Below are 24,384 nucleotides of genomic sequence, written 5' to 3'. Positions count from 1 at the left end.
AACGCGCCGGACATACCGGCCAGGAAAAAGTCAGGCGCGCCAACGCCAGCGGGCCAGGGCCTTGATAACTTTCATCCAGAGTTTGCGAGTGACCACCACGATGGCGTTTCCAGAAGGGGATTGAACAGCGTCGCCCAACGTTATCTCAGCAGCCAGATCCAGGCAACCGGGAATTAACGTGCGCAGATCGTCAATGACCAGTGCTGGCGACTCTTCGGCAATCGGGCGACCGTGGTTGTAGCCATAGCTCAAGGCCACGCACTTGACCCCCGCCGCCTTCGCCGCCAGCACATCGCTGCGCGAATCGCCGACAAACAACGATTGCGACGCCGGGACGTTGGCCATTTTCATCACGAAAAACAGCGCAGCCGGGTCGGGTTTCTTCTGCGGCAGGGTATCGCCACCGATGATCCACTTGAAATAACGGCCGATTTTCATCTGATCCAGCAGCGGCGCGACGAAGCGCTCCGGCTTGTTGGTGATCAGGGCCATTTCCACGCCTTGCTTGCTCAACCACTTGAGGGTGTCACGCACACCGGGGTAAACCACTGTCAGCTCGTGGCCATCCTCATAGAAACCGTTGAATAACTGCAGGGCATGCTCGGCCTCGACCTCATCGACACCCTCGGCATCGATGTGATTGGCCAGGGCGCGGCGCACCAGCATGTGTACGCCATTGCCAACCCACTGGCGCACCGCATCGATACCGGCCGGTGGGCGCCCGAGCTTGAGCAGCATGTTGTCCACCGCCGCCGCGAGGTCAGGGACGGAATCGATCAGAGTGCCATCCAGATCAAACATCACCAGACGCGGCAGGCGGCCGGGGAACAGCTGCTCGAAGCCACTCATGGGCGAGTCAGCGCCAGTTCGGCGCGCATCTTCTCGATCACTTCCTGATAGTTCGGCGCATTAAAGATCGCCGAGCCCGCCACGAAGGTGTCGGCGCCAGCGGCGGCGATTTCACGGATGTTGTTGACGTTCACGCCGCCATCGATTTCCAGGCGGATATCGCGACCGGACGCATCGATCAGCGCGCGGGCTTCACGCAGCTTGTCGAGGGTGCCCGGGATGAATTTCTGCCCGCCAAAGCCCGGGTTTACGCTCATCAGCAGAATCATGTCGACCTTGTCCATCACGTACTTGAGCACGTCCAGCGGAGTCGCCGGGTTGAACACCAGGCCCGACTTGCAGCCGCCTTCGCGGATCAGTTGCAGGGAACGGTCGATGTGCTGAGTGGCTTCGGGGTGGAAGGTGATGTACGTCGCGCCCGCTTCGATAAAGTCACCGACGATGCGGTCCACCGGGCTGACCATCAGGTGCGCGTCGATCGGCGCGGTCACGCCATACTTGCGCAGCGCAGCGCAGACCATCGGGCCGATGGTCAGGTTCGGTACGTAATGGTTGTCCATGACATCGAAGTGTACGAAGTCGGCGCCGGCGGCCAGGACATTGTCCACTTCCTCGCCCAGACGGGCGAAGTCGGCGGAGAGAATCGACGGAGCAATTACGAAGGGCTGCATGACGCACCTTTTCTGAGCTAAATCACGATGGCGCGCATTGTATACCTCATGCTTTGGCGTGCGCACCGTGAGCGCGATGATCAGTAGGCCGAGCGATAGATCTTCTCGATATCAATGGCGCTCAACTTGCGCGGATTGTTGCGCATCAAGCGCTCGATACCTGCGGCTTCCGCCGCCATGGCGGGAATGGCATCCTCCGGGACCCCGAAACTGCGCAAACCTGGCGGAATTTCCACTGCCGCGCATAACTCGGTCATCGCCTCGACGGCTTTGTCGGCCGCTTCGTGGGCACTCAGGTGAGCGGTTTTCACCCCCATGGCTTCGGCAATATCCTGCATGCGCTCGACACAGGCCATCTTGTTCCAGGTCATGACATAGGGCAGCAACAAGGCGTTGCTGACACCGTGGGCGATGTTGAAACGCCCACCCAGCGGATACGCCAACGCATGCACCGCCCCAACACCGGCATTGCCGAAGGCCATGCCGGCCATCAAGCTGGCGGTGGCCATGTCTTCGCGCGCTTGCAGGTTGGATGGGTTGGCATAGGCCTTGGGCAGCGCCTTGGCGATCAGCTTGATCGCACCGATGGCCAGCGCATCGGTAATCGCCGAGGCGTTGATCGACAGATAGGCCTCGATGGCGTGCACCAGCGCATCAACGCCACTGGCGGCGGTCACGCTGCGCGGGCAGGTCAGGGTCATTTGCGGGCTGACCAGCGCCACGTCGGGCAACAGATAGTCACTGACGATGCCTTTTTTCAGCTGCGCGGCCTTGTCGGAGAGGATCGCAACGTTGGTCACTTCAGAGCCGGTGCCGGCGGTGGTTGGGATCGCGATCAGCGGTGGCCCCTTGCGCGGCACCTGGTCGATGCCGAACAGATCTTCCAATGCGCCGTGATAACCGGCGTACGCCGCGACACATTTGGCGATGTCGATGGCACTGCCACCCCCGAGGCCGATCAGGCCGTCATGTCCGCCTTCGCGGTAAACCCGCATGCAGTCTTCGACGATGGCGATTTCCGGATCGGGCAGCACACGGTCAAAAATCTCGTAAGTACGATCACCCAGCTGCGCCAGCGCCAGGGCAACCGTGCCGGACTTGACCAACGCCGCATCCGTGACGATCAGCGGGTTGTCGATGTCCAGACGGTTGAGTTCGGCGGACAACTGCTCGATGGCAGCGGCGCCCGTGATCAGTTTGTGAGCGATTTTGAACGAGGAAAGACTCATCGTGCGCAGCCTCTTATAGCTAGGGGAGCTGGGCACAATAGTAGCTGGGGAATTGGGGTTGTCTCCCATTCAGGTTGTGAATGGGAGACAGGGGACGGCATTTACACCTGCGCGGTCCGCAGTTTCTCGCTACGGCCACGCAGCCATTCCAGGGTCAGCAGCAGGATCACCGAGAAAGCGATAAGCAGCGTTGCGGCGGCGGCGATGGTCGGGCTGAGGTTTTCGCGAATGCCGCTGAACATCTGCCGTGGCAGGGTCGCTTGCTCAGGACCGGCGAGGAAAAGCGTCACCACCACTTCATCGAACGAGGTAGCGAAGGCAAACAGCGCCCCCGAGATCACGCCCGGCGCAATCAGCGGCAACGTCACCCGGCGGAACGTCGTCAGCGGCGAAGCCCCGAGGCTGGCAGCGGCGCGCACCAGGTTGTGGTTGAAGCCCTGCAAGGTCGCCGACACGGTAATGATCACGAACGGTACTCCCAGCACCGCATGCACCACGATCAGCGAGAAGAAGCTGTTGCCCAGGCCCAGTGGCGCGAAAAACAGATAACTCGCTACACCGATGATGACCACCGGCACCACCATCGGCGAAATCACCAGCGCCATTACCAGGGATTTGCCCGGGAAGTCCCCGCGCGTCAGACCAATCGCCGCCAGCGTGCCGAAAACCATCGCCAGTGCCGTAGCCGCCGGGGCGACGATGATGCTGTTCTTCAGCGCGCGCATCCATTCCGCCGAGGCGAAGAAATCGTGGTACCACTGCAACGAGAAGCCCTGCAGCGGATACACCAGGAAGCTGCCGGAGTTGAACGACAACGGGATGATCACCAGCACCGGCAGCACCAGGAACAACAGGATCAGGCCGCACAGAATCCGCAAACTGTAGAACCACACCCGCTCGATGGGCGACATATAAGGACTCAGCATTTCAATCTCCCCTTAGCTCAGACGCAGGCGACTGGCGCCCACCAGCCAGCTGTAAATCAGATAAAGCACGACGGTTGCCAACAGCAGCAGCCCACCGAGTGCGGTCGCCATACCCCAGTTGATGCTGGTGTTGGTGTAGAAGGCGACGAAGTAGCTGACCATCTGATCGTTCGGGCTGCCCAGCAGTGCCGGGGTGATGTAGTAGCCAATGGCAAGGATGAATACCAGCAGGCAACCAGCGCCGACACCGGCATAGGTTTGCGGGAAGTACACCCGCCAGAAACTCGCGAACGGATGGCAGCCGAGGGAAATCGCTGCGCGCATGTAAGTCGGCGAAATGCCCTTCATCACGCTGTAGATGGGCAGAATCATGAATGGCAGCAGGATGTGCACCATGGAGATGTAGACCCCGGTGCGGTTGAACACCAGCTCCAGCGGCTTATCGATGATGCCCATGGCCATCAGCGCGCTGTTGATCAGGCCGCCCGACTGCAGCAAAACGATCCACGCGGCGACCCGCACCAGGATCGACGTCCAGAACGGCAACAGCACCAGAATCATCAACAGGTTGCTCTGGCGCGCTGGCAGGTTTGCCAGCAGATAGGCCAATGGATACGCCAGCACCAGGCAGAGCGCAGTGATGATCAGGCCCATCCAGAACGTACGGGCGAAAATGTCGAGATAGATCGCTTGATCGGGGGTGGCCGGTGCCACCTCTCCAAGGTCATCGATGCGATGATCGACCGCAGCCAGCAGGTAATATGGCGTGATGCTGCTGGTGTTGCGGCGCACCGCTTGCCAATAGGCCGGATCGCCCCAGCGCTCATCGAGGCCTTCCAGCGCATCTTTATAAGAAGCCGGCAAATCGGCGAATGGCAAGGCACGGGCGGTTTTGGTCAGCAGGCTGCGATAGCCGGCCAATTCCATGTTCAGGCGCTTGGACAAGTCACCCAGGGTCTGATTCTTGCGGGCTTCGGCGAGGTCTTCGGCGGCCGCTTTGTACACAGGTTCTGCGGGCAGGCCGCGGCCGTCCCAACTGGCAATGGCCTCGACCGTGCGCGGCATGCCGCCGACCACTTCAGGGTTGCCAACGCTTTTGTAGAGCAGCGCCACGATCGGCACCAGGAACACCAGCAACAGAAACAGCACCAGCGGCGCAATCAACGCCTGGGCTTTCCAGCGGTTGACACGCTCGGCGTGCTTGAGCCGCTGCTTCAAAGTGGGGTCAGTGCCCGCGTTCGCGGGAACGGCGATAGCCATGGCGTACTCCGGAAATCTATTGTTCTAATTCAAACGAACGGTAGGAGCGGGCTTGCCCGCGATTGTGTCGGCGAATTCAACAGCAATGGCGACTGGCAGACCGCTATCGCGAGCAAGCTCGCTCCTACAGGGGTGAGTGGTTAGCCCACCCCGGCAAGGTGTTGCTTATTTGGCAGCCCAGGCGTTGAAGCGCTGTTCCAGTTGCTCGCCGTTGTCAGCCCAGAAGCTGACATCGATCTGCACCTGGTTGGCGATGTTTTCCGGGGTGGTCGGCATGTCTTTCAGGACATCCTTGTTCAACAGCGGCACAGCCTGGGTGTTGGCCGGGCCGTAGGCGATGTTTTCCGAGTAGGTCTTCTGCTGTTGCGGCTGCACCGAGAAGGCGATGAATTTCTTCGCCGCTTCGGCACGCGCCTTGTCCAGCCCACGTGGAATGGCCCATGCGTCAAAGTCATAGATGCCGCCGTTCCACACGACCTTCAGGTTGCTTTCTTTCTGCACCGCAGCGATACGACCGTTGTAGGCCGAGCTCATGACCACGTCACCAGAGGCCAGGTATTGCGGCGGTTGTGCGCCCGCTTCCCACCACTGGATGTTTGGCTTGAGTTCATCGAGCTTTTTGAATGCGCGGTCCTGGCCATCTTTGCCGGCCAGCACTTTGTAGACGTCTTTTGGCGCAACGCCGTCGGCCATCAGGGCGAATTCCAGGGTGTACTTGGCGCCTTTACGCAGGCCGCGCTTACCCGGGAATTGCTTGGTGTCCCAGAAGTCCGCCCAACTGGTTGGTGCGGTTTTCAGTTTGTCGGCGTTGTAGGCCAACACGGTGGACCACACGAAGAAGCCCACGCCGCAAGGCTGGATGGCGCCCTTGACGTAGTCTTCGGTCTTGCCGAACAGCGCAGGGTCGAGCTGCTCGAACATGTCTTCGTCGCAACCACGGGACAGCTCCGGCGATTCAACTTCCACCAGGTCCCAGGACACGCTCTTGGTGTCGACCATGGCCTTGACCTTGGCCATTTCACCGTTGTACTCGCCCGCTACGATCTTGCCGTTACCCGCCGCTTCCCACGGCGCGTAGAAGGCTTTGACTTGCGCCGCCTTGTTCGCCCCGCCAAAGGAGACGACGGTCAGGTCCGGGCCCGCCGCCATCGCGTGTGCCGCACCGATCATGCCCATGACCAGGGCGGTGAATTTCAGGGATCTCAACATTTATTGTTTTCTCCATGTGCAGGGTTGGTTGAAGCAGGGGGGCGATTAATTCGCCTCTAAAAGAGGGTCGAGCGCGCGAACGTGTTCGACCTGCCAGCCAAGCGGTACCACGTCACCGACGGCGAGCTGCGGATCGAGCTCGGCAATCGGTTGTTTCACGAAGAAGTCAGTCTTGCCGCAGACTTCCAGGCGAACTCGGACGTGGTCGCCCAGATAGATGAATTCCGCCACCCTCCCTGAGAAGCGGTTGACGCAGGACTCGCTCGAACCATTGAGGCTCACGCGCTCCGGACGAATCGACAGCGTGACGGGTTCGCCGGTCTTGCCGACATTGACCGCCAGGGCTTCAACCTTCTCACCACGACCTAACTCGACGACGCAGCGGTCGCCGGTCTGGCTGTGCAAACGGCCATTGAGACGGTTGTTCTCGCCGATAAAGTTAGCGACGAAGGTGTTTTTCGGTTCTTCATAAAGGTGGCGCGGTGGGGCGATCTGCTGGATTTCGCCCTGGTGGAACACCGCCACGCGGTCGGACATGGTCAGGGCTTCGCCCTGGTCGTGGGTCACGTAGACCACGGTTACGCCGAGGCGCTCGTGCAGGTGCTTGATCTCCATCTGCATGTGTTCACGCAGTTGCTTGTCCAATGCGCCGAGCGGTTCGTCCATCAGCACCAGTTGCGGTTCGAATACCAAGGCGCGAGCCAGGGCTACACGCTGTTGCTGTCCACCGGACAGTTGCGCCGGGTAGCGTTGGGCGAAGGTATCCAATTGCACCATGCTCAGGACACGTTTGACCCGCTCGCTGACATCACTTTTGTTCAGGCCACGCACGGTCAACGGGAACGCGAGGTTCTCCGACACGGTCATGTGCGGGAACAGCGCGTAGTTCTGGAACACCATACCGATGTCACGTTTGTGCGGCGGCACGTTGTTGATGGAGCGCCCCGCCAGAAGGATTTCACCGGCGGTCGGGGTTTCGAAACCGGCGAGCATCATCAGGCTGGTGGTCTTGCCCGAGCCCGAGGGCCCGAGCAAGGTGAGGAACTCGCCTTTGCGAATGTCCAGGTTGAGGTCTTTGACGATCAGGTTCTCGCCGTCGTAGCTCTTCTGCACTCCACGAAAGCTGACCAGAATGTCACTGGCCCCTGCGCTTGAATCAACCTGGCTCATACCCACACCTTTGTTATTGATGACTGCTGTGGACTAAGCCTAGTGGACGCTTTGGAGCACGCAAATCGGGGCGCAGGAGAGAATCGCCTCAGCAGGACGGAAGGTCGAGGGTAGGGATTGCCCTACAAGGATGGCGCGCATTGGCATCCGCAGTTGTGAGCTTCAAGCGGCAAACCGCAAGCAAGGGCAAAAGCGGTGCGCGGGCGTGTCGCAAATGGATATGAACACCGCATATACCCTGTAGGAGCGAGCTTGCTCGCGATTGCGAAGCGCGGGCTTGCACATTGAGATCTGACACACCGCATCGCGAGCATGCTCGCTCCTACAGGGCGGGATGCGTAGGCCTTAGAGGAGCTTATGCTCCATCGCGTACTTCACCAATTCGGCCAGGGAGGTGATGTTGAGTTTTTGCATCAGCCGCGCCTTGTGGGTGCTGATGGTCTTGTTGCTCAGGGCCAGTTGCTGGGCGATGTCATTGACGTTGGCGCCCTGGGCCAAGCGTTCGAACACCGAGAACTCGCGCTCCGAGAGCAGGGAATGCAAAGGCCGCGAATCGGTCAGACCGACTTCGAAGACCATGCGGTCGGCCAGTTCCGGGTCGATGTAGCGACCGCCGGAGGCTACTTTACGGATCGCCGTCAGCAATAGCGCCGGGTCGCTGTCCTTGGTGGCATAACCCGCCGCGCCAACTTTCAAGGCCCGTGCCGCCATTTGCGCTTCGTCGTGCATCGACAACACCAGGATAGCCGGCGGATTGTTCAGCGCGCGGATCCGCGGAATCGCCTCCAGGCCATTGACCCCGGGCATGGAGATGTCCAGCAGCACCACTTCACACGGGACATGACGCAAGGTCTCGAGCAATTGCTCGCCATTGCTCGCCTCCCCCGCCACCTGCAGATCCTTGGCCAGGCCAATCAACTGCTTGATGCCTTCGCGAACGATGGTGTGGTCTTCGGCTACCAGTACACGGATCACTTTCTTCTCCAGATCAGGCTTTATCCACCGGTACGCGCACACTTAACGTCGTGCCCTCCCCCGGCTCACTCTCCAGCAACAACTGCCCGCCCATGATCAGCACCCGCTCGCGCATGCCGACCAAACCAAAGGATGTTGGCCGACCAGTGGCGGCGATAAATCCTACGCCATCATCGCTGATCGTAAGACACAACTCGTCGCCTTCCAGAGTCAGTGTCAATTCGACAGTATGCGCCTGAGCGTGTCGCATGACATTGGTCAGTGCCTCCTGAAGGATTCGGAACAGGCCGATAGCCTTGGCATCACTGAGCACTGGCAGACTCTCCGGCACTTGCACCAGGCACGGGATCTGTGTGCGCGCCTCGAAGCGCCGTGCCTGCCATTCGATGGCCGAGGCAATCCCTGCATCGAGAATCGGTGGACGTAGCGCCGTCGCGACATCGCGCACCAATTGGAACAACTGGGCAATCAGGCGCTTCATGCTATTGAGGCGTTCGTTCAGACCCGGGTCCAACTGGGCGTAGGCCAGTTCGCACATGGACGTTTCCAGCTTCAATACCGTCAACATCTGACCCAACTCATCATGAACTTCGCGGGCGATCCGCGCCTTTTCCTCTTCCCTCACACTTTCCAGATGCGCGGACAACTCGCGCAGTTGTTCGCGTGAGCTGGCCAGCTCCAGTTCGATACGCTTGCTCTCGCTGATATCCCAGACAATACCGTCCCACACCGAGCTGCCATCCTCGAGTCGACGGGTAATCGCCTTGATCTCGGCCCAGCGCAACTCGCCCAAACGAGTGAGAATCCGTCCTTGCCACGACCAGTCGCTGTCAGTGTCCAGCGCCTGGTCCTGGGTCTGGTGGTAACTGGCCTTGTCATCCGGGTAAACCAGGCTGCGCAAGCCTTTGTCGCGATGAGCCAGGGTTGCCGGCGAGTAACCCACCAGGCTTTCACTACCCTCACTGATGTAGGCGAAGTCGATCTGCCCTGTGACCGGTGCACGCTCCAGGCGAAAGACCAGCCCCGGTACGTTGGCGGCGATCCCTTGCAGGCGAGCCTCGCTTTCCTGCAAGGCAGCCAGTGCGCGACGGCGCTCGGTCACATCGTTGAGGTAAACCACCAGGTATTCGCCACCACGAAAACGCAGAAAGCTCAGGGAAACATCGGTTGGGAGTATGCTGCCATCGGCCCGCAAGCAATTGGTTTCGAAGCTGAGCGGTCCTTCCTCACTGGCCCGCGCACGTTTCCACAGGTTCAACCAGCGGTCCATGTGCAGTCCGGGTTCGAAGTCGATCAGCGGCCGGTCGATGATGCCTCCCACGGGATAGCCGAGCATGGCTTCGGCCGCGCGGTTGGCATAGCGCACGTGGCTGTCCCAGTTCACCCAGAGGATACCGACAGTACTCTGGTCAATGGAAAACTGAGTCAGGCGCAGCGCTTCTTCACTGGCGACGCGCAGGGCAATGTCCTCCCGGGCGGCGAGCAGGCGCTGCTCCAGGCTGTGTTGCTGCCGACGCTGCCAGAACACGATGGCCATGCTGCTCAACATCAACACGGCCAACAGCAGGCTGAGGTTCTGCCAAAACCCCCGAGATTCGGTCAGGCGTGGATACTTGGGTTGCAGCCATTGATTGTGCAATTGCTCCAGGTCCTTGGCCGGAATCACCCGCAGTGCGCTTTCAACAATGCCGGCGAGTTCCGGCCAGTCGCGCCGCGTGGCCACGCGCAGCAGTTGGGGCAAACCGATGTCGCCGACCACCACCAAGCCCGCAAAATCCGGCTCAACCGACAGCCGCCCCAGTTGCGCTTCGTCTATCACCGCGTAGCTGGCCTGCTGGCTGACCAGCAACTGCAAGGCCTGGCGCTCGAGGGGAACGCCCTGAAGATTCAAATGCGGGTAATTGCTGCGCAGGTAGTCGGCGGTGGCGCTGGGCATGCGCACGGCAACGCGCACCTGGCTGTCGAGTTTTTCCAGCTCCACCAAACCCGTGGCTTTCTGGTCACTGACCACCAGTTGCGGCACCCGCATGTACGGGTCGGAAAACTGCCACAGGCGCAGGCCGGCGGGGGTTTGCGCCAGCCCAGGGGCGATGTCGATTTCGCCTTCGCGGAGGGCGGCCTCCAGTTGCGCCAGATCGGGAAAGTTGCGCCAACTCAGCTCGACCTTGAGCGACTTCGCCAACCACTTCATCAGCTCGATGTTCACCCCGGACAGACGCTGCAACCGGCGATCGTACTGCGCAAAGGGAGCCTGCAAGACTACGCCGACGCGGAGTTCATTGTGCTGCACCAGCCATTGTTGCTGGCTGGCAGACAGTGGCGCGACCTGCACAGGTGGCGCAGGCGTGGCCCAGCTCATCAAGGGAAACCACAAACAGCCGATAACCCACAGGCAGCGAAAACGCTTCATCGAAATCTCACACACTGACAAATACTGACCAACCCATTAGGCTGCCGGAATAACTTCTGGCCTGGAATATCCGATGCCCCCTGTCTTTCGCCTGGCACTGCCAGCATTGTGCCTGTCGCTGATCCTGCCTTGTGCCTTTTCCGTCGAGGCCGCTGACCCGACACCCGCTGCTGCGCAACAACCCGCCGACGAGAAGCCGTTGGAACGTCAGCCGCTGCTTGAGCGTAGCCAGGAAGAATCGACAGCACTTGAACGAAAAATCCCGGCGCAGGAACAGCAACAACTGCAGGCCGGCAGCGATACGTTTCTGGCCTTGTGGAAACCGGCCAATACTGCCGAACCCAAGGGTGCAGTCATTATCATCCCGGGCGCCGGTGAAACCGTTGACTGGCCGCAAGCAATCAGTCCACTGCGCCAAAAACTTCCGGACGCGCAGTGGAGCAGCCTGAGTATCACTCTGCCCGATCAACAAAGCGATGTCATCGCGCCCCGGGTTATCGAAGTCCCTTCCACGGTAAAAGCGCCTGATGTCGGCAGCAAGGACTCGACCACTGCCACCCCCATCGAGCAGGCGGCCGGCGGTGAAACCGATATGGTTGACAAGGCGGTTGCCGAAACCAGCGACGAACAAGCCAAAGCCGATGCCGAGCGGATCTTCGCACGCATCGATGCCGCCATGGCCTACGCTGAACAACAAAGCGCTCGCAGCATCGTGCTGCTCGGCCATGGCACGGGTGCCTATTGGGCGGCGCGCTATCTGAGCGAGAAACAGCCCCCGCAGGTGGAAAAGTTCGTGATGGTTGCGGCCCAGGCGCCCACGGCGGTTAAGCCTGAGCTGGTGGAATTGACGCCAACCCTGAAGCTGCCTACGGCCGACATCTTCTACATGGACAAGCGGCTGGATCGCAACGCAGCGCTGGAACGCCTGCAGGCCAGCAAGCGCCTGAAGGCGTCGGCATACAGCCAGGTGTCGCTCAAGACGATACCGGGCAACGATAAAGACCAGCAGGAACAATTGGTGCGTCGGGTGCGAGGGTGGTTGAATCCTCAGTCCCAAACGGATTGATAGACCGAGTCGCCTCCATCGCGAGCCTGCTCGCGATGGGCGCACCAACAATCTCCCTGCTAAAAATCCCGTTTCTGACGAATCAACGTGTAGGCACTATGCAATTCGCGCGTCATATCAGTGGCCTCTCGCACCTGGGCTGCCGTGGCGCCGCTGCCGGCGACCTTGTCGGGATGATGCCGACTGAGCATGCGTCGATAGGCGCGTTTGATCTGCGCCGGTTCTGTGTCAGCGGCCACCCCCAGTAACTGCATGGCGTCCTTGTAAACCTGGGTACTGTTGGGCATTGAGCGTCTGGCGGGCTCGTAATCCGCCGCCAGTGCCTGCACCTGATATGACTTCCAGCCGAGCCACTTGCCCCATTGTGCGATCAGCTTGCGCTCGGCAGTACCGGCGCGACCGTCAGCCCAGACCATTCGCCAGCAGGCGCGCAATACGCCTTCGGCCGCATGAGGCTGAACACTCAGTCGGCGCAGGTAGCGGCGTAATGGGTCATGACCTGACTTTCCCCGGTTGAATGCCGCGATGGCCCGCTGCCTGGCCGCCTCAGTCATCTCCAGCGACTCCATTTCCCGTCTCGCCTGCTGGATGTGGCCGTCCATCACCCTACCGTTACTCTTGGCCAACCGCCCCAGCAGCACGAACAACAATTCATCGTTACGCAGAGCCGACCGACCACCGAGCATTTCGCGCAACTGCGCCCAACTGTGCAATTGCAAGCGTCGATCCAGTGCCTGGCCCAGTAAAGCGCCAAGCAAGGCCCCCGGAATGCTGGCGACAAAAAAGCCTGCTCCGGCTCCAATCAGAGTCCCTGGCCACAACATGTCAGCGACTCGCTTCGATCAAGGTTTCGACTTGCGCGAGTCGCTCGAGCGTGCCGACATCCACCCAACGACCACACAACCGCTCCCCAGTCACTTGCCCTTCAGCCATCGCCTTGCGCAACAGCGGCGCCAGCTTGAACGCTCCGGCCGAACAGCCATCGAACAATTGCGGGTGCAGCACAGCGATACCGCTGTAGGTCAGGTTCGACCCTTGCGGTTGACCGTCCTGTACTTCACCATCGACCAGCAGAAAATCACCGCCCGGGTGATGAAGCGGGTTATCCACAAGCACCAAATGAGCCAGGCCGGTGATTGGCTGGTGCAACACGCTGAAATCGTAATCGGTCCAGATATCGCCATTAACCACCACAAACGCTTCATCGCCGAGCAACGGCAACGCACGGAAGATTCCGCCGCCAGTTTCCAGCGGCTCACCTTCCGGCGAATACTCAATGCTCACGCCATACCGTGAGCCGTCACCCAGATAGTCTTCAATCTGCTGACCCAGCCACGCATGGTTGATCACGATGTCGGTGAATCCTGCACCAGCCAGTGCGTGCAGGTGATACTCGATCAACGGAACGCCGTTGGCTCGCACCAGGGGCTTGGGTGTCGTCAGTGTCAGGGGGCGCATGCGTTCCCCTTGCCAGCCGCGAGAATCATTGCCTTCATGCATTGGCTCCGGCACGCAGACTGAGAAGTAGCACATCCAGTTCGGCCAGTTCTGGCCGGCGAGCGATCACCGACTCTATATAAGCAAAGAATCGCGGCACGTCAGCCAGGTAACGTGGCTTGCCGTCACGGTGGCAGATGCGGGCGAAAATGCCGATGACCTTCAAATGACGCTGAACGCCCATCAGGTCGCTGGCCCGCAGGAAGTCCTCGAAGTCAGGCTGTACCGGAATGCCCAGGGTAGCGGCCTGCTTCCAGTAATTTTCCAACCAGCCGAGCACCCGCTCTTCCGGCCAACTGAGGAAAGCATCCTTGAACAGGCAAGTGACGTCATAGGTCACGGGGCCGTAGACCGCGTCCTGGAAATCCAGCACGCCGGGGTTGGGTTCACTGAGCATCAGATTGCGCGGCATGTAGTCGCGATGAACCAGCACTTTGGGCTGGGCCAGGGCACTGTCGATCAACAACTGCGTCAAGTTATCCCAGAGCACTTGTTGAGCCGGGTCGAACTCGATACCCAACTCGTGCTTCACATACCACTCGGGGAACAACTCCAATTCGCGACGCAGCAGCGCGACGTCATAACTGGGAAGCGGCGCAACCATCGGCAACTGCTGAAAAGCGAGCAAGGCTTGCAACGCATCGCTGAACAAACCGTCTGCATTTTCATTGTCAATGACGTCCAGATACGTCTTGTTGCCCAGGTCATTGAGCAAAAGAAACCCGCGCTCGAGGTCTTCGGCATAAATTTTCGGCACATTTATTCCGGATTTCGCCAATAAAAAAGCGATATCCACGAAGGGTTTGCAGTTTTCCTGGGGTGGAGGAGCGTCCATGACGATAAAACTTCTTCCCGCTCCCTCCCACCGGAAATAGCGTCGAAAACTCGCGTCACTACTGGCCGCAGTCAACGTGGCCGGGGGTACGGCGCCCCAACCCTGCTCTGCAAAGAGGACCGCCAATTGCTCATCGAGCCAAACTTTCAGGTGTTGCAAACGTACATCTTGGTCAGGCATTACAAGGGTCTCCGACGGCCCTAGCCGTCAAGCGGGTCATGCTTTATTATCCAGCATCTTTTTCAGACCATCGAGAGGCGTGCGGCCCACACCGCGGGCAGATGGCACGCAGGAAGCCCGGACTAATAAGATGGCATTGAAATCCCCCGCGTTTCGTAAAAAATTTCCGTTGTTGGTTACCGGCAGTCTGCTGGCCCTGCAACCTTTAGCCACTTCGTACGTGGTCGCTGCGGAACAGTATGACTGCTCCGTCTCTGCTTCGGGTGCCTGGGACTGTGCGCCCAAGACGCCGGCGGCGGCATTGCCACCGCGTCCCGTCCATGACGGCAGCGCAGTCAGCTCCAGTGGCGACGCTCCGGCGCAGACCGGCTCAAGCGAAGAAACAGGCACCAAGCCTGTGCTGGTTACCGAATCAAAAGGTCGCGGCCTCAAGTCCCGTAGCGAAGACTACAGCCACCTTGACTGGGTTCCGCGCGAGAAGCTCACCGCAGCGCAATTGGCCGAAACCGGTCCTTACTGCTCTGGTTCCTATATCGAACCGATTCGTCCTGGCATGAATGACAAGACGAATAAAAGTGACGCCCCGACCTTCGTCGGCGCCAAGGCATCGCGTTACAAGCAGGATGAGCAGATTGCTACCCTCGCCGGCGACGTGGTCCTTCGCCAGGGCAGCATGCAGGCGGAAGCCGACGAAGCGAACCTCTACCAGGCTGAAAGCCGTGGTGAACTGGACGGCAACGTGCGCATACGCGACAACGGCGCGCTGATCGTCGGTGACCACGCCGAAGTGCAACTCGACACCGGCGAAGCCAAGGTCGACAACGCCGAATACGTGATGCACAAATCGCGTATTCGCGGTAACGCGCTGTACGCCAAGCGTGCCGAGAACGCGATCATCCGCCTCAAGGATGGTACGTACACCACGTGCGAACCGAACAGTAACGCCTGGCAGCTCAAGGGCAACAACATCACCTTGAACCCGGCCACCGGTTTCGGTACCGCGACCAACGTGACACTGCGGGTCAAGGACATTCCAGTCCTGTACACGCCGTACATCTACTTCCCGATCGACGACCGTCGCCAGTCCGGCTTCCTGCCGCCGACCATCGGCAGCGGCAGCGACACCGGCTTCCTGTTGGTCACGCCGTACTACTTCAACCTGGCACCGAACTACGACGCCACGTTGTACCCGCGCTACATGAGCAAGCGCGGCCTGTTGATGGAAGGCGAGTTCCGCTACCTGACCAAATCCAGCGAAGGTCAGTTCGGCGCCGCGTACCTCAACGACGAGGATACCGATCGCAGCAAGCAGACCGACTACGAAAAAACCCGCTACATGTACAACTGGCAGCACAAGGGTGGTCTGGACTCTCGCGTCTACACCCAGGTTGACTACACCAAGATCAGCGATCCGTATTACTTCCAGGATCTGCAGACTGACCAGATTGGCGTGAAAAGTGAGGACTACGTCAACCAGCAGGGCTCGGTCAGCTACCGTGGCGACAGTTATACCGCTCGCATAAATGCACAGGCCTATCAACTGGCGACCGTTTCGAATATCACTCCGTATGATCGTCTGCCGCAGATCACCTTCGTTGGTCAGTTGCCGATGCACCCTAACGGCCTGAATTTCGACTACGAGACCGAGCTCGTACGGTTTGATCGTGACTTGAAGACCGGTCAGTTCTCCGATGAAAATGGCACACTGTCGCCTCGCCTGGACACCAACGTGTTCGGCCTGGCTCGTGCCAACGGTGACCGTCTGAACCTCAAGCCGGGTGTCAGCCTGCCAATGAACTGGACCTATGGCTTCGTGAAGCCATCGCTCAAGTATCAATACACCCAGTACCAACTGGATCTCGACGCACAGGGCAAAGCCGACATCGCCGGCCAGGACGCCGAAGGCAATCGCCTCAACGGCACCTTCAGCAGCAACCAGAACCGTGGCGTGCCGATTGCCAGCATTGACAGCGGCCTGTACTTCGATCGCAACACCAACTGGTTCGGCAAAGACTATCGCCAGACCCTCGAACCTCGTCTGTTCTACCTCTATGTTCCGGAGAAAGACCAGAGCGATATCCCTGTGTTCGACACCGGCGAGTACACCTTCAACTACTCGTCGCTGTTCCGCGACAACCGCTTCTCAGGATCTGACCGCGTCGGTGACGAGAACAAACTGTCGTTGGGTGTGACCAACCGCTGGATCGAAGACAATGGCTTCGAACGTCAGCGCATCAGCGTGGGCCAGGCCTACTACTTCAAAGACCGCAAAGTACAGTTGCCGGGTATCGATGCACGAACCCGCAAAGACTCGCAGTCGGACGTTTCGCCCTACGCACTGGAATACGAATACCGCTGGAACCGTGATTGGCGCACCACTGCCGATTACAACTGGGACCCGGACAGCCGCAGCCCTCGCTCCGGCAGCGCGATGTTCCATTACCAGCCAGAAGACAACCCGAACAAGGTCATCAACGCCGGCTATCGCTATCGTAATGACCAGGTCCGTTACGACCAGAACACCGGTAAATGGTCGGTGGGTGGTGGTGACTACGGCACACCGGGCCAACCTGGCTACGTGAAGGACTACTACAAGATCCAGCAGCACGACTTCTCGGTTATCTGGCCGATCGTGCCGCAGTGGAACGCCATCAGCCGCTGGCAGTATGACTACAACCGCAACCGTACCCTGGAAGCCTTTGGTGGTTTTGAGTACGACAATTGCTGCTGGAAACTGCGCCTGATCAACCGTTACTGGGTTTCCTACGACGAATTCAGTCAGGAAGCGCCACAAAACGAAAAAGGCGACCACGGCGTCTTCCTACAAATCGTTCTGAAAGGTCTCGGCGGCCTCACCGGCGCCAAAGTAGAGAGCTTCCTCGACAAAGGCATCCAAGGTTATCGTGAACGTGAAGACCAAGCTTTCTGATTGTCTGCGCCCGCTCGTACTGGGCGCGCTGTTCCTGGGTACTGCGGCGAATGCCGCAGTTCAGTCCATCGATAAAGTGGTGGCCATTGTCGATAACGATGTGGTCATGCAGAGCCAACTGGACCAGCGTGTTCATGAAGTTCAGCAAACCATCGCCAAGCGCGGCTCTGCCATACCGCCGGCCGGCGTGCTGGATCAGCAGGTGCTGGAGCGCCTGATCGTCGAAAACCTGCAACTGCAGATCGGCGAACGTTCCGGCATTCGCATCACTGACGAAGAACTGAACCAGGCGGTTGGCACCATTGCCCAGCGCAATAACATGTCGCTTGAACAGTTCCGCACCGCACTGTCGCGTGATGGCCTGTCCTACGAGGACGCTCGCGAGCAGATTCGTCGCGAGATGATCATCAGCCGTGTGCGCCAGCGTCGTGTGGCCGAGCGCATTCAGGTTTCCGAGCAAGAAGTGAAGAACTTCCTCGCCTCTGACCTGGGTAAAATGCAGCTGTCCGAAGAGTTCCGCCTGGCCAACATCCTGATCCCTACGCCGGAAAGCGCCAACTCCGACGCGATTCAGAATGCAGCCAAACAGGCAGACGCGGTTTACCAGCAACTGCAGCAAGGCGCTGACTTTGGTCAAATGGCAATTGCCAAATCCGCCAGCGAAACCGCACTGGAAGGCGGCGACATGGGCTATCGCAAGGCTGCCCAGTTGCCACCTCCGTTCGATCGCATGCTGAGCACCATGAAAGTCGGTGATATCACTCCGCCGATGCGCACCCCGGGCGGTTTCATCATCCTGAAGATCCTCGACAAGCGTGGCGGCGAAACCCAGACACGTGACGAAGTTCACGTGCGTCATATTCTGGTCAAGCCAAGCCCGATCCGCGACGAGGCAAAAACCAAGGCGCTGGTTGAGTCGCTCTACAGCCGCATCGAAGCGGGTGAAGATTTCGGTGAGCTGGCCAAAAGCTATTCGGAAGATCCGGGTTCCGCCCTCAACGGCGGTGACTTGAACTGGATCGATCCAAATGCACTGGTACCCGAATTCCGCGAAGTGATGGCCAAGACCCCACAAGGTCAGTTGTCCAAGCCGTTCCAGACCCAATACGGCTGGCACGTACTGGAAGTCCTTGGCCGTCGCGCGACCGATAGCACCAACCAGGCGCGGGAGCAGCAAGCCATGACCGTGCTGCGTAACCGCAAATACGACGAAGAGCTGCAAACCTGGCTGCGTCAGATCCGTGACGAAGCCTATGTAGAAATCAAACTTCCTGGCGCAGACCAGGCAGCGCAGTGAAACCCAAACGTTTCGCGCTGACACCCGGCGAACCAGCGGGCATCGGTCCAGACCTGTGCCTGTTGCTCGCCTCGCAACCCCAGCCACACCCCCTGATTGCCATTACCAGCCGCGACCTGCTTGTTGAGCGGGCCGCGCAGCTGGGCGTAGCCGTCGATTTGCTATTGGTGACGCCGGACAACTGGCCGAATGTACCCGCGCCAGCCAACAGCCTGTACGTCTGGGACACACCGCTCGCGGCGCCCGTGACGGCAGGCCAGCTCGACGCGGCCAATGCCCCATTCGTTCTGCAAACCCTGACCCGCGCAGGCCAGGGCTGCCTGGACGGGCATTTCGCCGGCATGATCACCGCGCCGGTGCACAAGGGCGTGGTCAACGAGTCGGGGATCGCCTTTTCCGGCCACACCGAGTTTCTTGCCGACCTGACGCATACCGCACAGGTGGTGATGATGCTCGCCACTCGCGGCTTGCGCGTGGCACTGGTCACCACCCACCTGCCCCTGCGCGACATTGCCGATGCAATCACGCCGGAGCGCCTGGAGCGGGTCACGCGGATCCTGCACACCGACCTGCAGCAAAAATTCGGCATCGCCCGGCCACGTATCCTGGTCTGCGGGCTCAACCCCCATGCCGGTGAAGGCGGTCACCTGGGCCATGAAGAAATCGACATCATCGAACCCACCCTTGAGCGCCTGCGCGGCGAAGGCATGGACCTGCGAGGTCCCCTGCCAGCCGACACGCTGTTTACCCCAAAATATCTGGAGCACTGCGACGCGGTGCTGGCGATGTACCACGATCAGGGGCTGCCCGTACTGAAATACAAAGGTTTCGGCGCGGCAGTCAATGTGACTCTGGGCCTGCCGATCATCCGCACCTCAGTCGACCACGGCACCGCCCTGGACCTAGCCGGCAGCGGCAAGATCGACAGCGGCAGCCTGCAAGTCGCCCTGGAAACCGCCTACCAGATGGCCGAGACCCGTTTATGACCGAGCACTACCAACACAAGGCGCGCAAACGCTTTGGCCAAAACTTCCTGCACGATGCCGGCGTTATCGACCGCATCCTGCGCGCCATTCATGCCAAACCCGATGACCGACTGCTGGAAATCGGTCCAGGTCAGGGTGCCCTCACCCAGGGTTTGCTGGGCAGCGGAGCCCAGTTGGACGTGGTGGAGCTGGACAAGGACCTGATCCCGATCCTCAACCAGCAGTTCGCCGGCAAGAGCAATTTCAACCTGCATCAAGGCGACGCGTTGAAGTTCGACTTCAACAGCCTGAACGCCGCGCCGAACAGCCTGCGAGTCGTCGGCAATCTGCCGTACAACATCTCCACGCCACTGATTTTCCACCTGCTCAACAACGCAGGGATCATCCGTGACATGCACTTCATGCTGCAAAAGGAAGTGGTCGAGCGCCTCGCTGCGGGTCCTGGCGGCGGCGACTGGGGTCGCCTGTCGATCATGGTTCAGTATCACTGCCGTGTAGAGCACCTGTTCAATGTGGGGCCGGGTGCATTCAACCCGCCACCGAAAGTCGATTCGGCCATCGTTCGCCTGGTGCCGCATGCCGTCCTGCCGCATCCGGCCAAGGATCATCGCCTGCTGGAGCGTGTCGTGCGCGAAGCCTTCAACCAGCGCCGCAAGACCCTGCGCAACACCCTCAAATTACTGCTGAGCAGCGACGACATTACTGCCGCTGGCGTCGACGGCAGCTTGCGTCCGGAACAGCTCGACCTGGCCGCCTTCGTGCGCCTGGCCGACAAACTCAGCGAACAATCCCCGCAAAAGCCCGCCGCCGACTGACAGGCTTCGAACGCCATCGGGTAGGACACCAGCCATCATGTCTGGTTTACTACCCGATACTTGGCCTAGACTGAGTCTCATCAGCTACGCCCCGCGTCCCGCTTCGTTTTTAAGGCCTTTTGAATGTCCGATCCTCGTTATCAGGTCGACGTCAGCGTCGTCACCCGCTATCTGGCAGAACAATCGCAACCCGAGCACAACCGCTTTGCCTTCGCCTACACCATTACCGTGCACAACAATGGCGAATTACCCGCCAAATTGCTGTCTCGGCACTGGGTGATCACTGATGGTGACGGTCATGTCGAGGAAGTGCGTGGCGCCGGGGTCGTGGGTCTGCAACCGTTGATTGCGGTCGGTGATAACCATACCTACAGCAGTGGCACGGTGATGACGACCAAGGTCGGCACCATGCAAGGCACCTATCAAATGATTGCCGACGATGGGAAACACTTCGACGCCATCATCGCCCCCTTCCGGCTGGCCGTGCCGGGAGCACTGCACTGATGGCAACGTACGCCGTCGGAGACTTGCAAGGGTGCCTCGAACCGCTCAAGTGCTTGCTTGAGCAGGTCGCCTTCGACCCGACCCGTGACAAATTGTGGCTCGTGGGCGATCTGGTCAACCGCGGCCCACAGTCCCTGGAAACCTTGCGCTTCCTTTATGGCATTCGCCAGTCTCTCGTGTGCGTGCTCGGCAACCACGACCTGCACTTGCTGGCGGCCGGGCACAACATCGAGCGCCTGAAGAAATCCGATACCCTGCGCGAAATCATTCAGGCTCCTGACAGTGCAGACTTGCTTGAGTGGCTGCGCCAACTGAAGCTCATGCATTACGACGAGCAGCGCAACATTGCCCTGGTACACGCAGGCATCCCGCCACAGTGGTCCTTGCGCAAGGCCCTCAAGTACGCGGCAGAAGTCGAGGAAGTGCTGCGTGACGACAACCGCCTGACGCCTTACCTCGACGGCATGTACGGCAACGAACCGCTGAAATGGGACAACAACCTCAAAGGCGTGTCTCGCCTGCGAGTGATCACCAACTATTTCACCCGCATGCGCTTCTGCACCAGCGAGGGCAAGCTGGATCTCAAGAGCAAGGAAGGCGTTGATACCGCCCTGCCCGGCTACGCCCCCTGGTTCAGCCACAAAGAGCGCAAGACCAAGGACGTGAAGATCATCTTCGGCCACTGGGCAGCGCTTGAAGGCCGGTGTAGCGAGCCTGGAATCTTTGCCCTCGATACCGGTTGCGTCTGGGGTGGATCGATGACCCTGATGAACGTCGACACCCTCGAGCGCCTTCAATGCAAATGTGACGATCACGGCCATGCCCTGCCGCCAGTCGTCCCATCCACTTCCGTATCTACGCCAGCCAGCGCCCAGCGCTAGACTGCGCGTTCAGCCGAGCCACAGGAACCCGCCATGAGCGAATTCAAACGCATCCCCCCAGAACAGGCCCAGGCCCTGCGCGAAAAAGGCGCGGTGGTCGTCGATGTCCGAGACCCTGCGACATTCGCCGCCCTGCACATCAGTGGCTCGAAGCATCTGGACAATCATTCCCTCCACGCTTTCGTCCAGGGTGCTGACCTGGACGCGCCGACGGTGGTGGTCTGCTATCACGGCAACTCCAGCCAGGGAGCGGCCGCCTATCTGGTCGGCCAGGGCTTCTCGGATGTCTACAGCCTGGATGGCGGTTTTGAGCTGTGGCGTACGACCTACCCGACAGAAACATCCCAAGACCCTGGCGAATAATTTTTTGTAACACGCAAGCCCCGGCTCCCGCGGGCTTGCGCGACACCAGACGAACGGTCTGCCACAACTAATTACGTATCCGCCCTTTACCTCCCGAATTCCCAACTATCCTTAAGCGCAGGCCATCCAAAACAGGGGAGAGCCGGTACACCGGCGCGCGGATCATCGGGAGTAGCCTTCGCAATTGTCAGTAGCGAGGGGTTTCTGGGGGGTAAACAGCAACTGCCTGTTCGGTTGCTGCCAGCATCGACTGAGTGATCCGGCGTCGGCTCCACGTATCGAGCGAGGTGACGTCATGAGTATCTTTAGCCACTTCCAACAACGCTTCGAGTCCACACGCCAGGAAGAACTCTCGCTGCAAGAGTACCTGGAGCTGTGCAAAACGGACCGCAGTGCCTACGTTTCCGCCGCCGAGCGACTTTTGCTGGCCATCGGAGAACCGGAGCTGCTGGATACTTCCACCAACTCGCGGCTTTCGCGAATTTTCTCCAACAAGGTGATCCGGCGTTATCCGGCCTTTGAAGACTTCCACGGGATGGAAGAATGCATTGACCAGATCGTGTCGTATTTCCGCCATGCCGCTCAGGGCCTGGAGGAGAAGAAACAGATTCTCTATCTGCTTGGCCCTGTCGGCGGCGGTAAATCGTCCCTGGCCGAGAAACTCAAACAACTGATCGAAAAGGTGCCCTTCTACGCCATCAAGGGCTCGCCGGTTTTCGAATCGCCCCTGGGTCTGTTCAACGCCACCGAAGATGGCGCGATCCTTGAGGAAGACTTCGGCATTCCACGGCGCTACCTCAATACCATCATGTCGCCTTGGGCGACCAAGCGTCTGGCCGAGTTCGGTGGAGACATCAGCCAGTTCCGCGTGGTGAAACTCTATCCTTCGATCCTCAACCAGATCGCCGTGGCCAAGACCGAGCCGGGAGATGAAAATAACCAGGACATCTCGGCACTGGTGGGTAAGGTCGATATCCGCAAACTGGAGGAATTCCCGCAGAACGATGCCGACGCCTACAGCTACTCGGGTGCCTTGTGCCGGGCCAACCAGGGCTTGATGGAATTTGTCGAAATGTTCAAGGCGCCGATCAAGGTGCTGCACCCATTACTGACGGCCACTCAGGAAGGTAACTACAACAGTACCGAAGGCCTGGGCGCCATTCCGTTTACCGGCATCCTGCTCGCCCACTCCAACGAGTCGGAATGGCACACCTTCCGCAACAACAAGAACAACGAAGCCTTCATTGACCGGATCTACATCGTCAAAGTGCCGTACTGCCTGCGCGTCAGCGACGAAGTGAAGATCTACGACAAGCTGCTGTTCAACAGCTCGCTGGCCAAGGCGCACTGCGCGCCCGACACCTTGAAGATGCTCGCCCAGTTCACTGTGCTTTCTCGCCTGAAAGAGCCGGAAAACTCGAACATCTATTCGAAGATGCGTGTGTACGACGGCGAAAACCTCAAGGACACCGACCCGAAGGCCAAGTCGATCCAGGAATACCGCGACAACGCCGGTGTCGATGAAGGCATGAACGGCCTGTCGACGCGCTTCGCGTTCAAGATCCTGTCCAAGGTGTTCAACTTCGACCCACACGAAATCGCCGCCAACCCGGTCCACTTGCTGTATGTGCTGGAACAGCAGATCGAACAGGAACAATTCCAGGCTGAAACCCGCGAGCGCTACCTGCGCTACCTCAAGGAATACCTAGCTCCTCGATACATCGAGTTCATCGGCAAGGAAATCCAGACGGCCTACCTCGAGTCCTACAGCGAGTACGGCCAGAACATCTTCGATCGCTACGTGCTTTACGCCGACTTCTGGATCCAGGACCAGGAATACCGCGACCCGGAAACCGGCGAAATCCTCAATCGCGTGGCATTGAACGAAGAACTGGAAAAAATCGAGAAACCGGCCGGCATCAGCAATCCGAAGGACTTCCGCAACGAAATCGTCAACTTCGTGCTGCGCGCTCGAGCCAACAACAACGGCAAGAACCCGACCTGGCTCAGCTACGAAAAACTGCGGGTGGTCATCGAGAAGAAAATGTTCTCCAACACCGAAGACCTCCTGCCGGTCATCAGCTTCAACGCCAAGGCCAGCAAAGAGGATCAGCAGAAACACAACGACTTCGTCACACGAATGGTCGAGCGCGGTTACACCGACAAACAGGTACGGCTGCTGTCCGAATGGTACCTGCGAGTCAGGAAATCTCAGTGAAGCAGCTACAAGCTACAAGTTACAAGCTGCAAGGAAAAAGCGGTTGAGTCCCGGTTTCGGGAGTTGAAGGCGCTTCCACTTGCAGCTTGAAGCTTACAACTTGAAGCTCCCCGG

General features: G+C 59.5%; 20 protein-coding genes and 1 pseudogene. 9 read left to right on the top strand and 12 right to left on the bottom strand.

Annotated elements, in window-relative coordinates; translation table 11 throughout:
* Window positions 1-30 precede the first annotated feature (30 nt).
* From AB4N33_RS24325 to AB4N33_RS24285, 9 genes are all read right to left on the bottom strand, one after another.
* Window positions 31-849, bottom strand: coding sequence for a phosphoglycolate phosphatase (locus AB4N33_RS24325; protein ID WP_476458419.1), 819 nt, complete (start codon window positions 847-849; stop codon window positions 31-33).
* On the bottom strand, window positions 846-1,520 hold the full coding sequence (gene rpe, locus AB4N33_RS24320) for a ribulose-phosphate 3-epimerase (RefSeq protein ID WP_460120366.1): 675 nt from the start codon (window positions 1,518-1,520) through the stop codon (window positions 846-848). Before rpe ends, AB4N33_RS24325 begins: the two co-directional genes overlap by 4 nt.
* 80 nt (window positions 1,521-1,600) lie before the next feature.
* Window positions 1,601-2,749: an iron-containing alcohol dehydrogenase gene (locus AB4N33_RS24315; RefSeq protein ID WP_460120364.1), complete on the bottom strand. Its 1,149-nt coding sequence runs from the start codon at window positions 2,747-2,749 to the stop codon at window positions 1,601-1,603.
* A gap of 101 nt (window positions 2,750-2,850) precedes the next feature.
* Window positions 2,851-3,675, bottom strand: coding sequence for an ABC transporter permease (locus AB4N33_RS24310; protein ID WP_460120361.1), 825 nt, complete (start codon window positions 3,673-3,675; stop codon window positions 2,851-2,853).
* A gap of 12 nt (window positions 3,676-3,687) precedes the next feature.
* Window positions 3,688-4,935: an ABC transporter permease gene (locus AB4N33_RS24305; protein ID WP_476458418.1), complete on the bottom strand. Its 1,248-nt coding sequence runs from the start codon at window positions 4,933-4,935 to the stop codon at window positions 3,688-3,690.
* Window positions 4,936-5,100: 165 nt separating this feature from the next.
* The gene (locus tag AB4N33_RS24300) at window positions 5,101-6,144 is read right to left on the bottom strand and encodes an ABC transporter substrate-binding protein (RefSeq protein WP_460120358.1); all 1,044 of its coding nucleotides are present in this window, start codon (window positions 6,142-6,144) and stop codon (window positions 5,101-5,103) included.
* A gap of 45 nt (window positions 6,145-6,189) precedes the next feature.
* Window positions 6,190-7,314 (bottom strand): ABC transporter ATP-binding protein, encoded by a 1,125-nt coding sequence (locus AB4N33_RS24295; RefSeq protein WP_460120356.1) that lies wholly within the window; start codon window positions 7,312-7,314, stop codon window positions 6,190-6,192.
* 345 nt (window positions 7,315-7,659) lie between these two features.
* The gene (locus AB4N33_RS24290; protein WP_368555640.1) at window positions 7,660-8,289 is read right to left on the bottom strand and encodes a response regulator; all 630 of its coding nucleotides are present in this window, start codon (window positions 8,287-8,289) and stop codon (window positions 7,660-7,662) included.
* Between the two features lie 13 nt (window positions 8,290-8,302).
* On the bottom strand, window positions 8,303-10,699 hold the full coding sequence (locus AB4N33_RS24285) for a PAS domain-containing sensor histidine kinase (RefSeq protein ID WP_476458417.1): 2,397 nt from the start codon (window positions 10,697-10,699) through the stop codon (window positions 8,303-8,305).
* 73 nt (window positions 10,700-10,772) lie between these two features.
* Here AB4N33_RS24285 and AB4N33_RS24280 point away from each other — a divergent pair, with 73 nt between their 5' ends.
* A complete protein-coding gene (locus AB4N33_RS24280; protein ID WP_476458416.1) occupies window positions 10,773-11,765 on the top strand; it encodes an alpha/beta hydrolase family protein in 993 nt (330 codons plus the stop codon).
* Window positions 11,766-11,824: 59 nt separating this feature from the next.
* Here AB4N33_RS24280 and AB4N33_RS24275 read toward each other — a convergent pair whose 3' ends face one another.
* From AB4N33_RS24275 to AB4N33_RS24265, 3 genes and pseudogenes are all read right to left on the bottom strand, one after another.
* Window positions 11,825-12,589, bottom strand: coding sequence for a TerB family tellurite resistance protein (locus AB4N33_RS24275; RefSeq protein WP_460140803.1), 765 nt, complete (start codon window positions 12,587-12,589; stop codon window positions 11,825-11,827).
* A 1-nt stretch (window position 12,590) separates the two neighbouring features.
* A pseudogene (gene murU / locus AB4N33_RS24270) lies at window positions 12,591-13,261 on the bottom strand (N-acetylmuramate alpha-1-phosphate uridylyltransferase MurU).
* Window positions 13,258-14,277 carry an aminoglycoside phosphotransferase family protein gene (locus AB4N33_RS24265; protein WP_476458415.1) on the bottom strand — a complete coding sequence of 340 codons (1,020 nt, stop codon included), beginning with the start codon at window positions 14,275-14,277 and terminating at the stop codon, window positions 13,258-13,260. The pseudogene murU and the gene AB4N33_RS24265 overlap by 4 nt, the downstream one beginning before the upstream one ends.
* A gap of 130 nt (window positions 14,278-14,407) precedes the next feature.
* On the opposite strand from AB4N33_RS24265, the gene AB4N33_RS24260 reads away from it, so the two are divergent.
* The 8 genes from AB4N33_RS24260 to AB4N33_RS24225 all read left to right on the top strand — a co-directional run bounded on the left by AB4N33_RS24260 (window position 14,408) and on the right by AB4N33_RS24225 (window position 24,270).
* The gene (locus tag AB4N33_RS24260; protein ID WP_476458414.1) at window positions 14,408-17,206 is read left to right on the top strand and encodes an LPS-assembly protein LptD; all 2,799 of its coding nucleotides are present in this window, start codon (window positions 14,408-14,410) and stop codon (window positions 17,204-17,206) included.
* A complete protein-coding gene (gene surA / locus AB4N33_RS24255) occupies window positions 17,181-18,503 on the top strand; it encodes a peptidylprolyl isomerase SurA (protein WP_476458413.1) in 1,323 nt (440 codons plus the stop codon). The genes AB4N33_RS24260 and surA overlap by 26 nt, the downstream gene beginning before the upstream one ends.
* Window positions 18,500-19,489 carry a 4-hydroxythreonine-4-phosphate dehydrogenase PdxA gene (gene pdxA, locus AB4N33_RS24250; protein ID WP_476458412.1) on the top strand — a complete coding sequence of 330 codons (990 nt, stop codon included), beginning with the start codon at window positions 18,500-18,502 and terminating at the stop codon, window positions 19,487-19,489. Before surA ends, pdxA begins: the two co-directional genes overlap by 4 nt.
* Window positions 19,486-20,304, top strand: a complete 819-nt coding sequence (gene rsmA, locus AB4N33_RS24245) for a 16S rRNA (adenine(1518)-N(6)/adenine(1519)-N(6))-dimethyltransferase RsmA (protein WP_460140799.1) — start codon at window positions 19,486-19,488, stop codon at window positions 20,302-20,304. The genes pdxA and rsmA overlap by 4 nt, the downstream gene beginning before the upstream one ends.
* Window positions 20,305-20,427: 123 nt before the next feature.
* The gene (apaG, locus tag AB4N33_RS24240; RefSeq protein ID WP_460140798.1) at window positions 20,428-20,808 is read left to right on the top strand and encodes a Co2+/Mg2+ efflux protein ApaG; all 381 of its coding nucleotides are present in this window, start codon (window positions 20,428-20,430) and stop codon (window positions 20,806-20,808) included.
* Entirely contained in the window at window positions 20,808-21,689 is an 882-nt protein-coding gene (locus AB4N33_RS24235) for a symmetrical bis(5'-nucleosyl)-tetraphosphatase (protein WP_476458411.1), read from the top strand. The genes apaG and AB4N33_RS24235 overlap by 1 nt, the downstream gene beginning before the upstream one ends.
* A gap of 33 nt (window positions 21,690-21,722) precedes the next feature.
* Window positions 21,723-22,052 (top strand): thiosulfate sulfurtransferase GlpE, encoded by a 330-nt coding sequence (gene glpE, locus AB4N33_RS24230; protein ID WP_460140796.1) that lies wholly within the window; start codon window positions 21,723-21,725, stop codon window positions 22,050-22,052.
* A 295-nt stretch (window positions 22,053-22,347) separates the two neighbouring features.
* Window positions 22,348-24,270, top strand: coding sequence for a PrkA family serine protein kinase (locus AB4N33_RS24225; protein ID WP_460120329.1), 1,923 nt, complete (start codon window positions 22,348-22,350; stop codon window positions 24,268-24,270).
* Window positions 24,271-24,384 lie beyond the last annotated feature (114 nt).

This window comes from Pseudomonas sp. S1_E05 (genome assembly GCF_056337105.1).
The sequence above is the reverse complement of the archived record's forward strand: the minus strand, read 5'-3'. Positions and strand labels throughout refer to the sequence as shown.

What these genes read in the sequence shown, in the direction of transcription:
- AB4N33_RS24325 (WP_476458419.1), bottom strand. Translation starts at nt 849, where the DNA reads ATGAGTGGCTTCGAGCAGCTGTTCCCCGGCCGCCTGCCGCGTCTGGTG.
- rpe (WP_460120366.1), bottom strand. Translation starts at nt 1,520, where the DNA reads ATGCAGCCCTTCGTAATTGCTCCGTCGATTCTCTCCGCCGACTTCGCC.
- AB4N33_RS24315 (WP_460120364.1), bottom strand. Translation starts at nt 2,749, where the DNA reads ATGAGTCTTTCCTCGTTCAAAATCGCTCACAAACTGATCACGGGCGCC.
- AB4N33_RS24310 (WP_460120361.1), bottom strand. Translation starts at nt 3,675, where the DNA reads ATGCTGAGTCCTTATATGTCGCCCATCGAGCGGGTGTGGTTCTACAGT.
- AB4N33_RS24305 (WP_476458418.1), bottom strand. Translation starts at nt 4,935, where the DNA reads ATGGCTATCGCCGTTCCCGCGAACGCGGGCACTGACCCCACTTTGAAG.
- AB4N33_RS24300 (WP_460120358.1), bottom strand. Translation starts at nt 6,144, where the DNA reads ATGTTGAGATCCCTGAAATTCACCGCCCTGGTCATGGGCATGATCGGT.
- AB4N33_RS24295 (WP_460120356.1), bottom strand. Translation starts at nt 7,314, where the DNA reads ATGAGCCAGGTTGATTCAAGCGCAGGGGCCAGTGACATTCTGGTCAGC.
- AB4N33_RS24285 (WP_476458417.1), bottom strand. Translation starts at nt 10,699, where the DNA reads ATGAAGCGTTTTCGCTGCCTGTGGGTTATCGGCTGTTTGTGGTTTCCC.
- AB4N33_RS24280 (WP_476458416.1), top strand. Translation starts at nt 10,773, where the DNA reads ATGCCCCCTGTCTTTCGCCTGGCACTGCCAGCATTGTGCCTGTCGCTG.
- AB4N33_RS24275 (WP_460140803.1), bottom strand. Translation starts at nt 12,589, where the DNA reads ATGTTGTGGCCAGGGACTCTGATTGGAGCCGGAGCAGGCTTTTTTGTC.
- AB4N33_RS24265 (WP_476458415.1), bottom strand. Translation starts at nt 14,277, where the DNA reads ATGCCTGACCAAGATGTACGTTTGCAACACCTGAAAGTTTGGCTCGAT.
- AB4N33_RS24260 (WP_476458414.1), top strand. Translation starts at nt 14,408, where the DNA reads ATGGCATTGAAATCCCCCGCGTTTCGTAAAAAATTTCCGTTGTTGGTT.
- rsmA (WP_460140799.1), top strand. Translation starts at nt 19,486, where the DNA reads ATGACCGAGCACTACCAACACAAGGCGCGCAAACGCTTTGGCCAAAAC.
- apaG (WP_460140798.1), top strand. Translation starts at nt 20,428, where the DNA reads ATGTCCGATCCTCGTTATCAGGTCGACGTCAGCGTCGTCACCCGCTAT.
- AB4N33_RS24235 (WP_476458411.1), top strand. Translation starts at nt 20,808, where the DNA reads ATGGCAACGTACGCCGTCGGAGACTTGCAAGGGTGCCTCGAACCGCTC.
- glpE (WP_460140796.1), top strand. Translation starts at nt 21,723, where the DNA reads ATGAGCGAATTCAAACGCATCCCCCCAGAACAGGCCCAGGCCCTGCGC.
- AB4N33_RS24225 (WP_460120329.1), top strand. Translation starts at nt 22,348, where the DNA reads ATGAGTATCTTTAGCCACTTCCAACAACGCTTCGAGTCCACACGCCAG.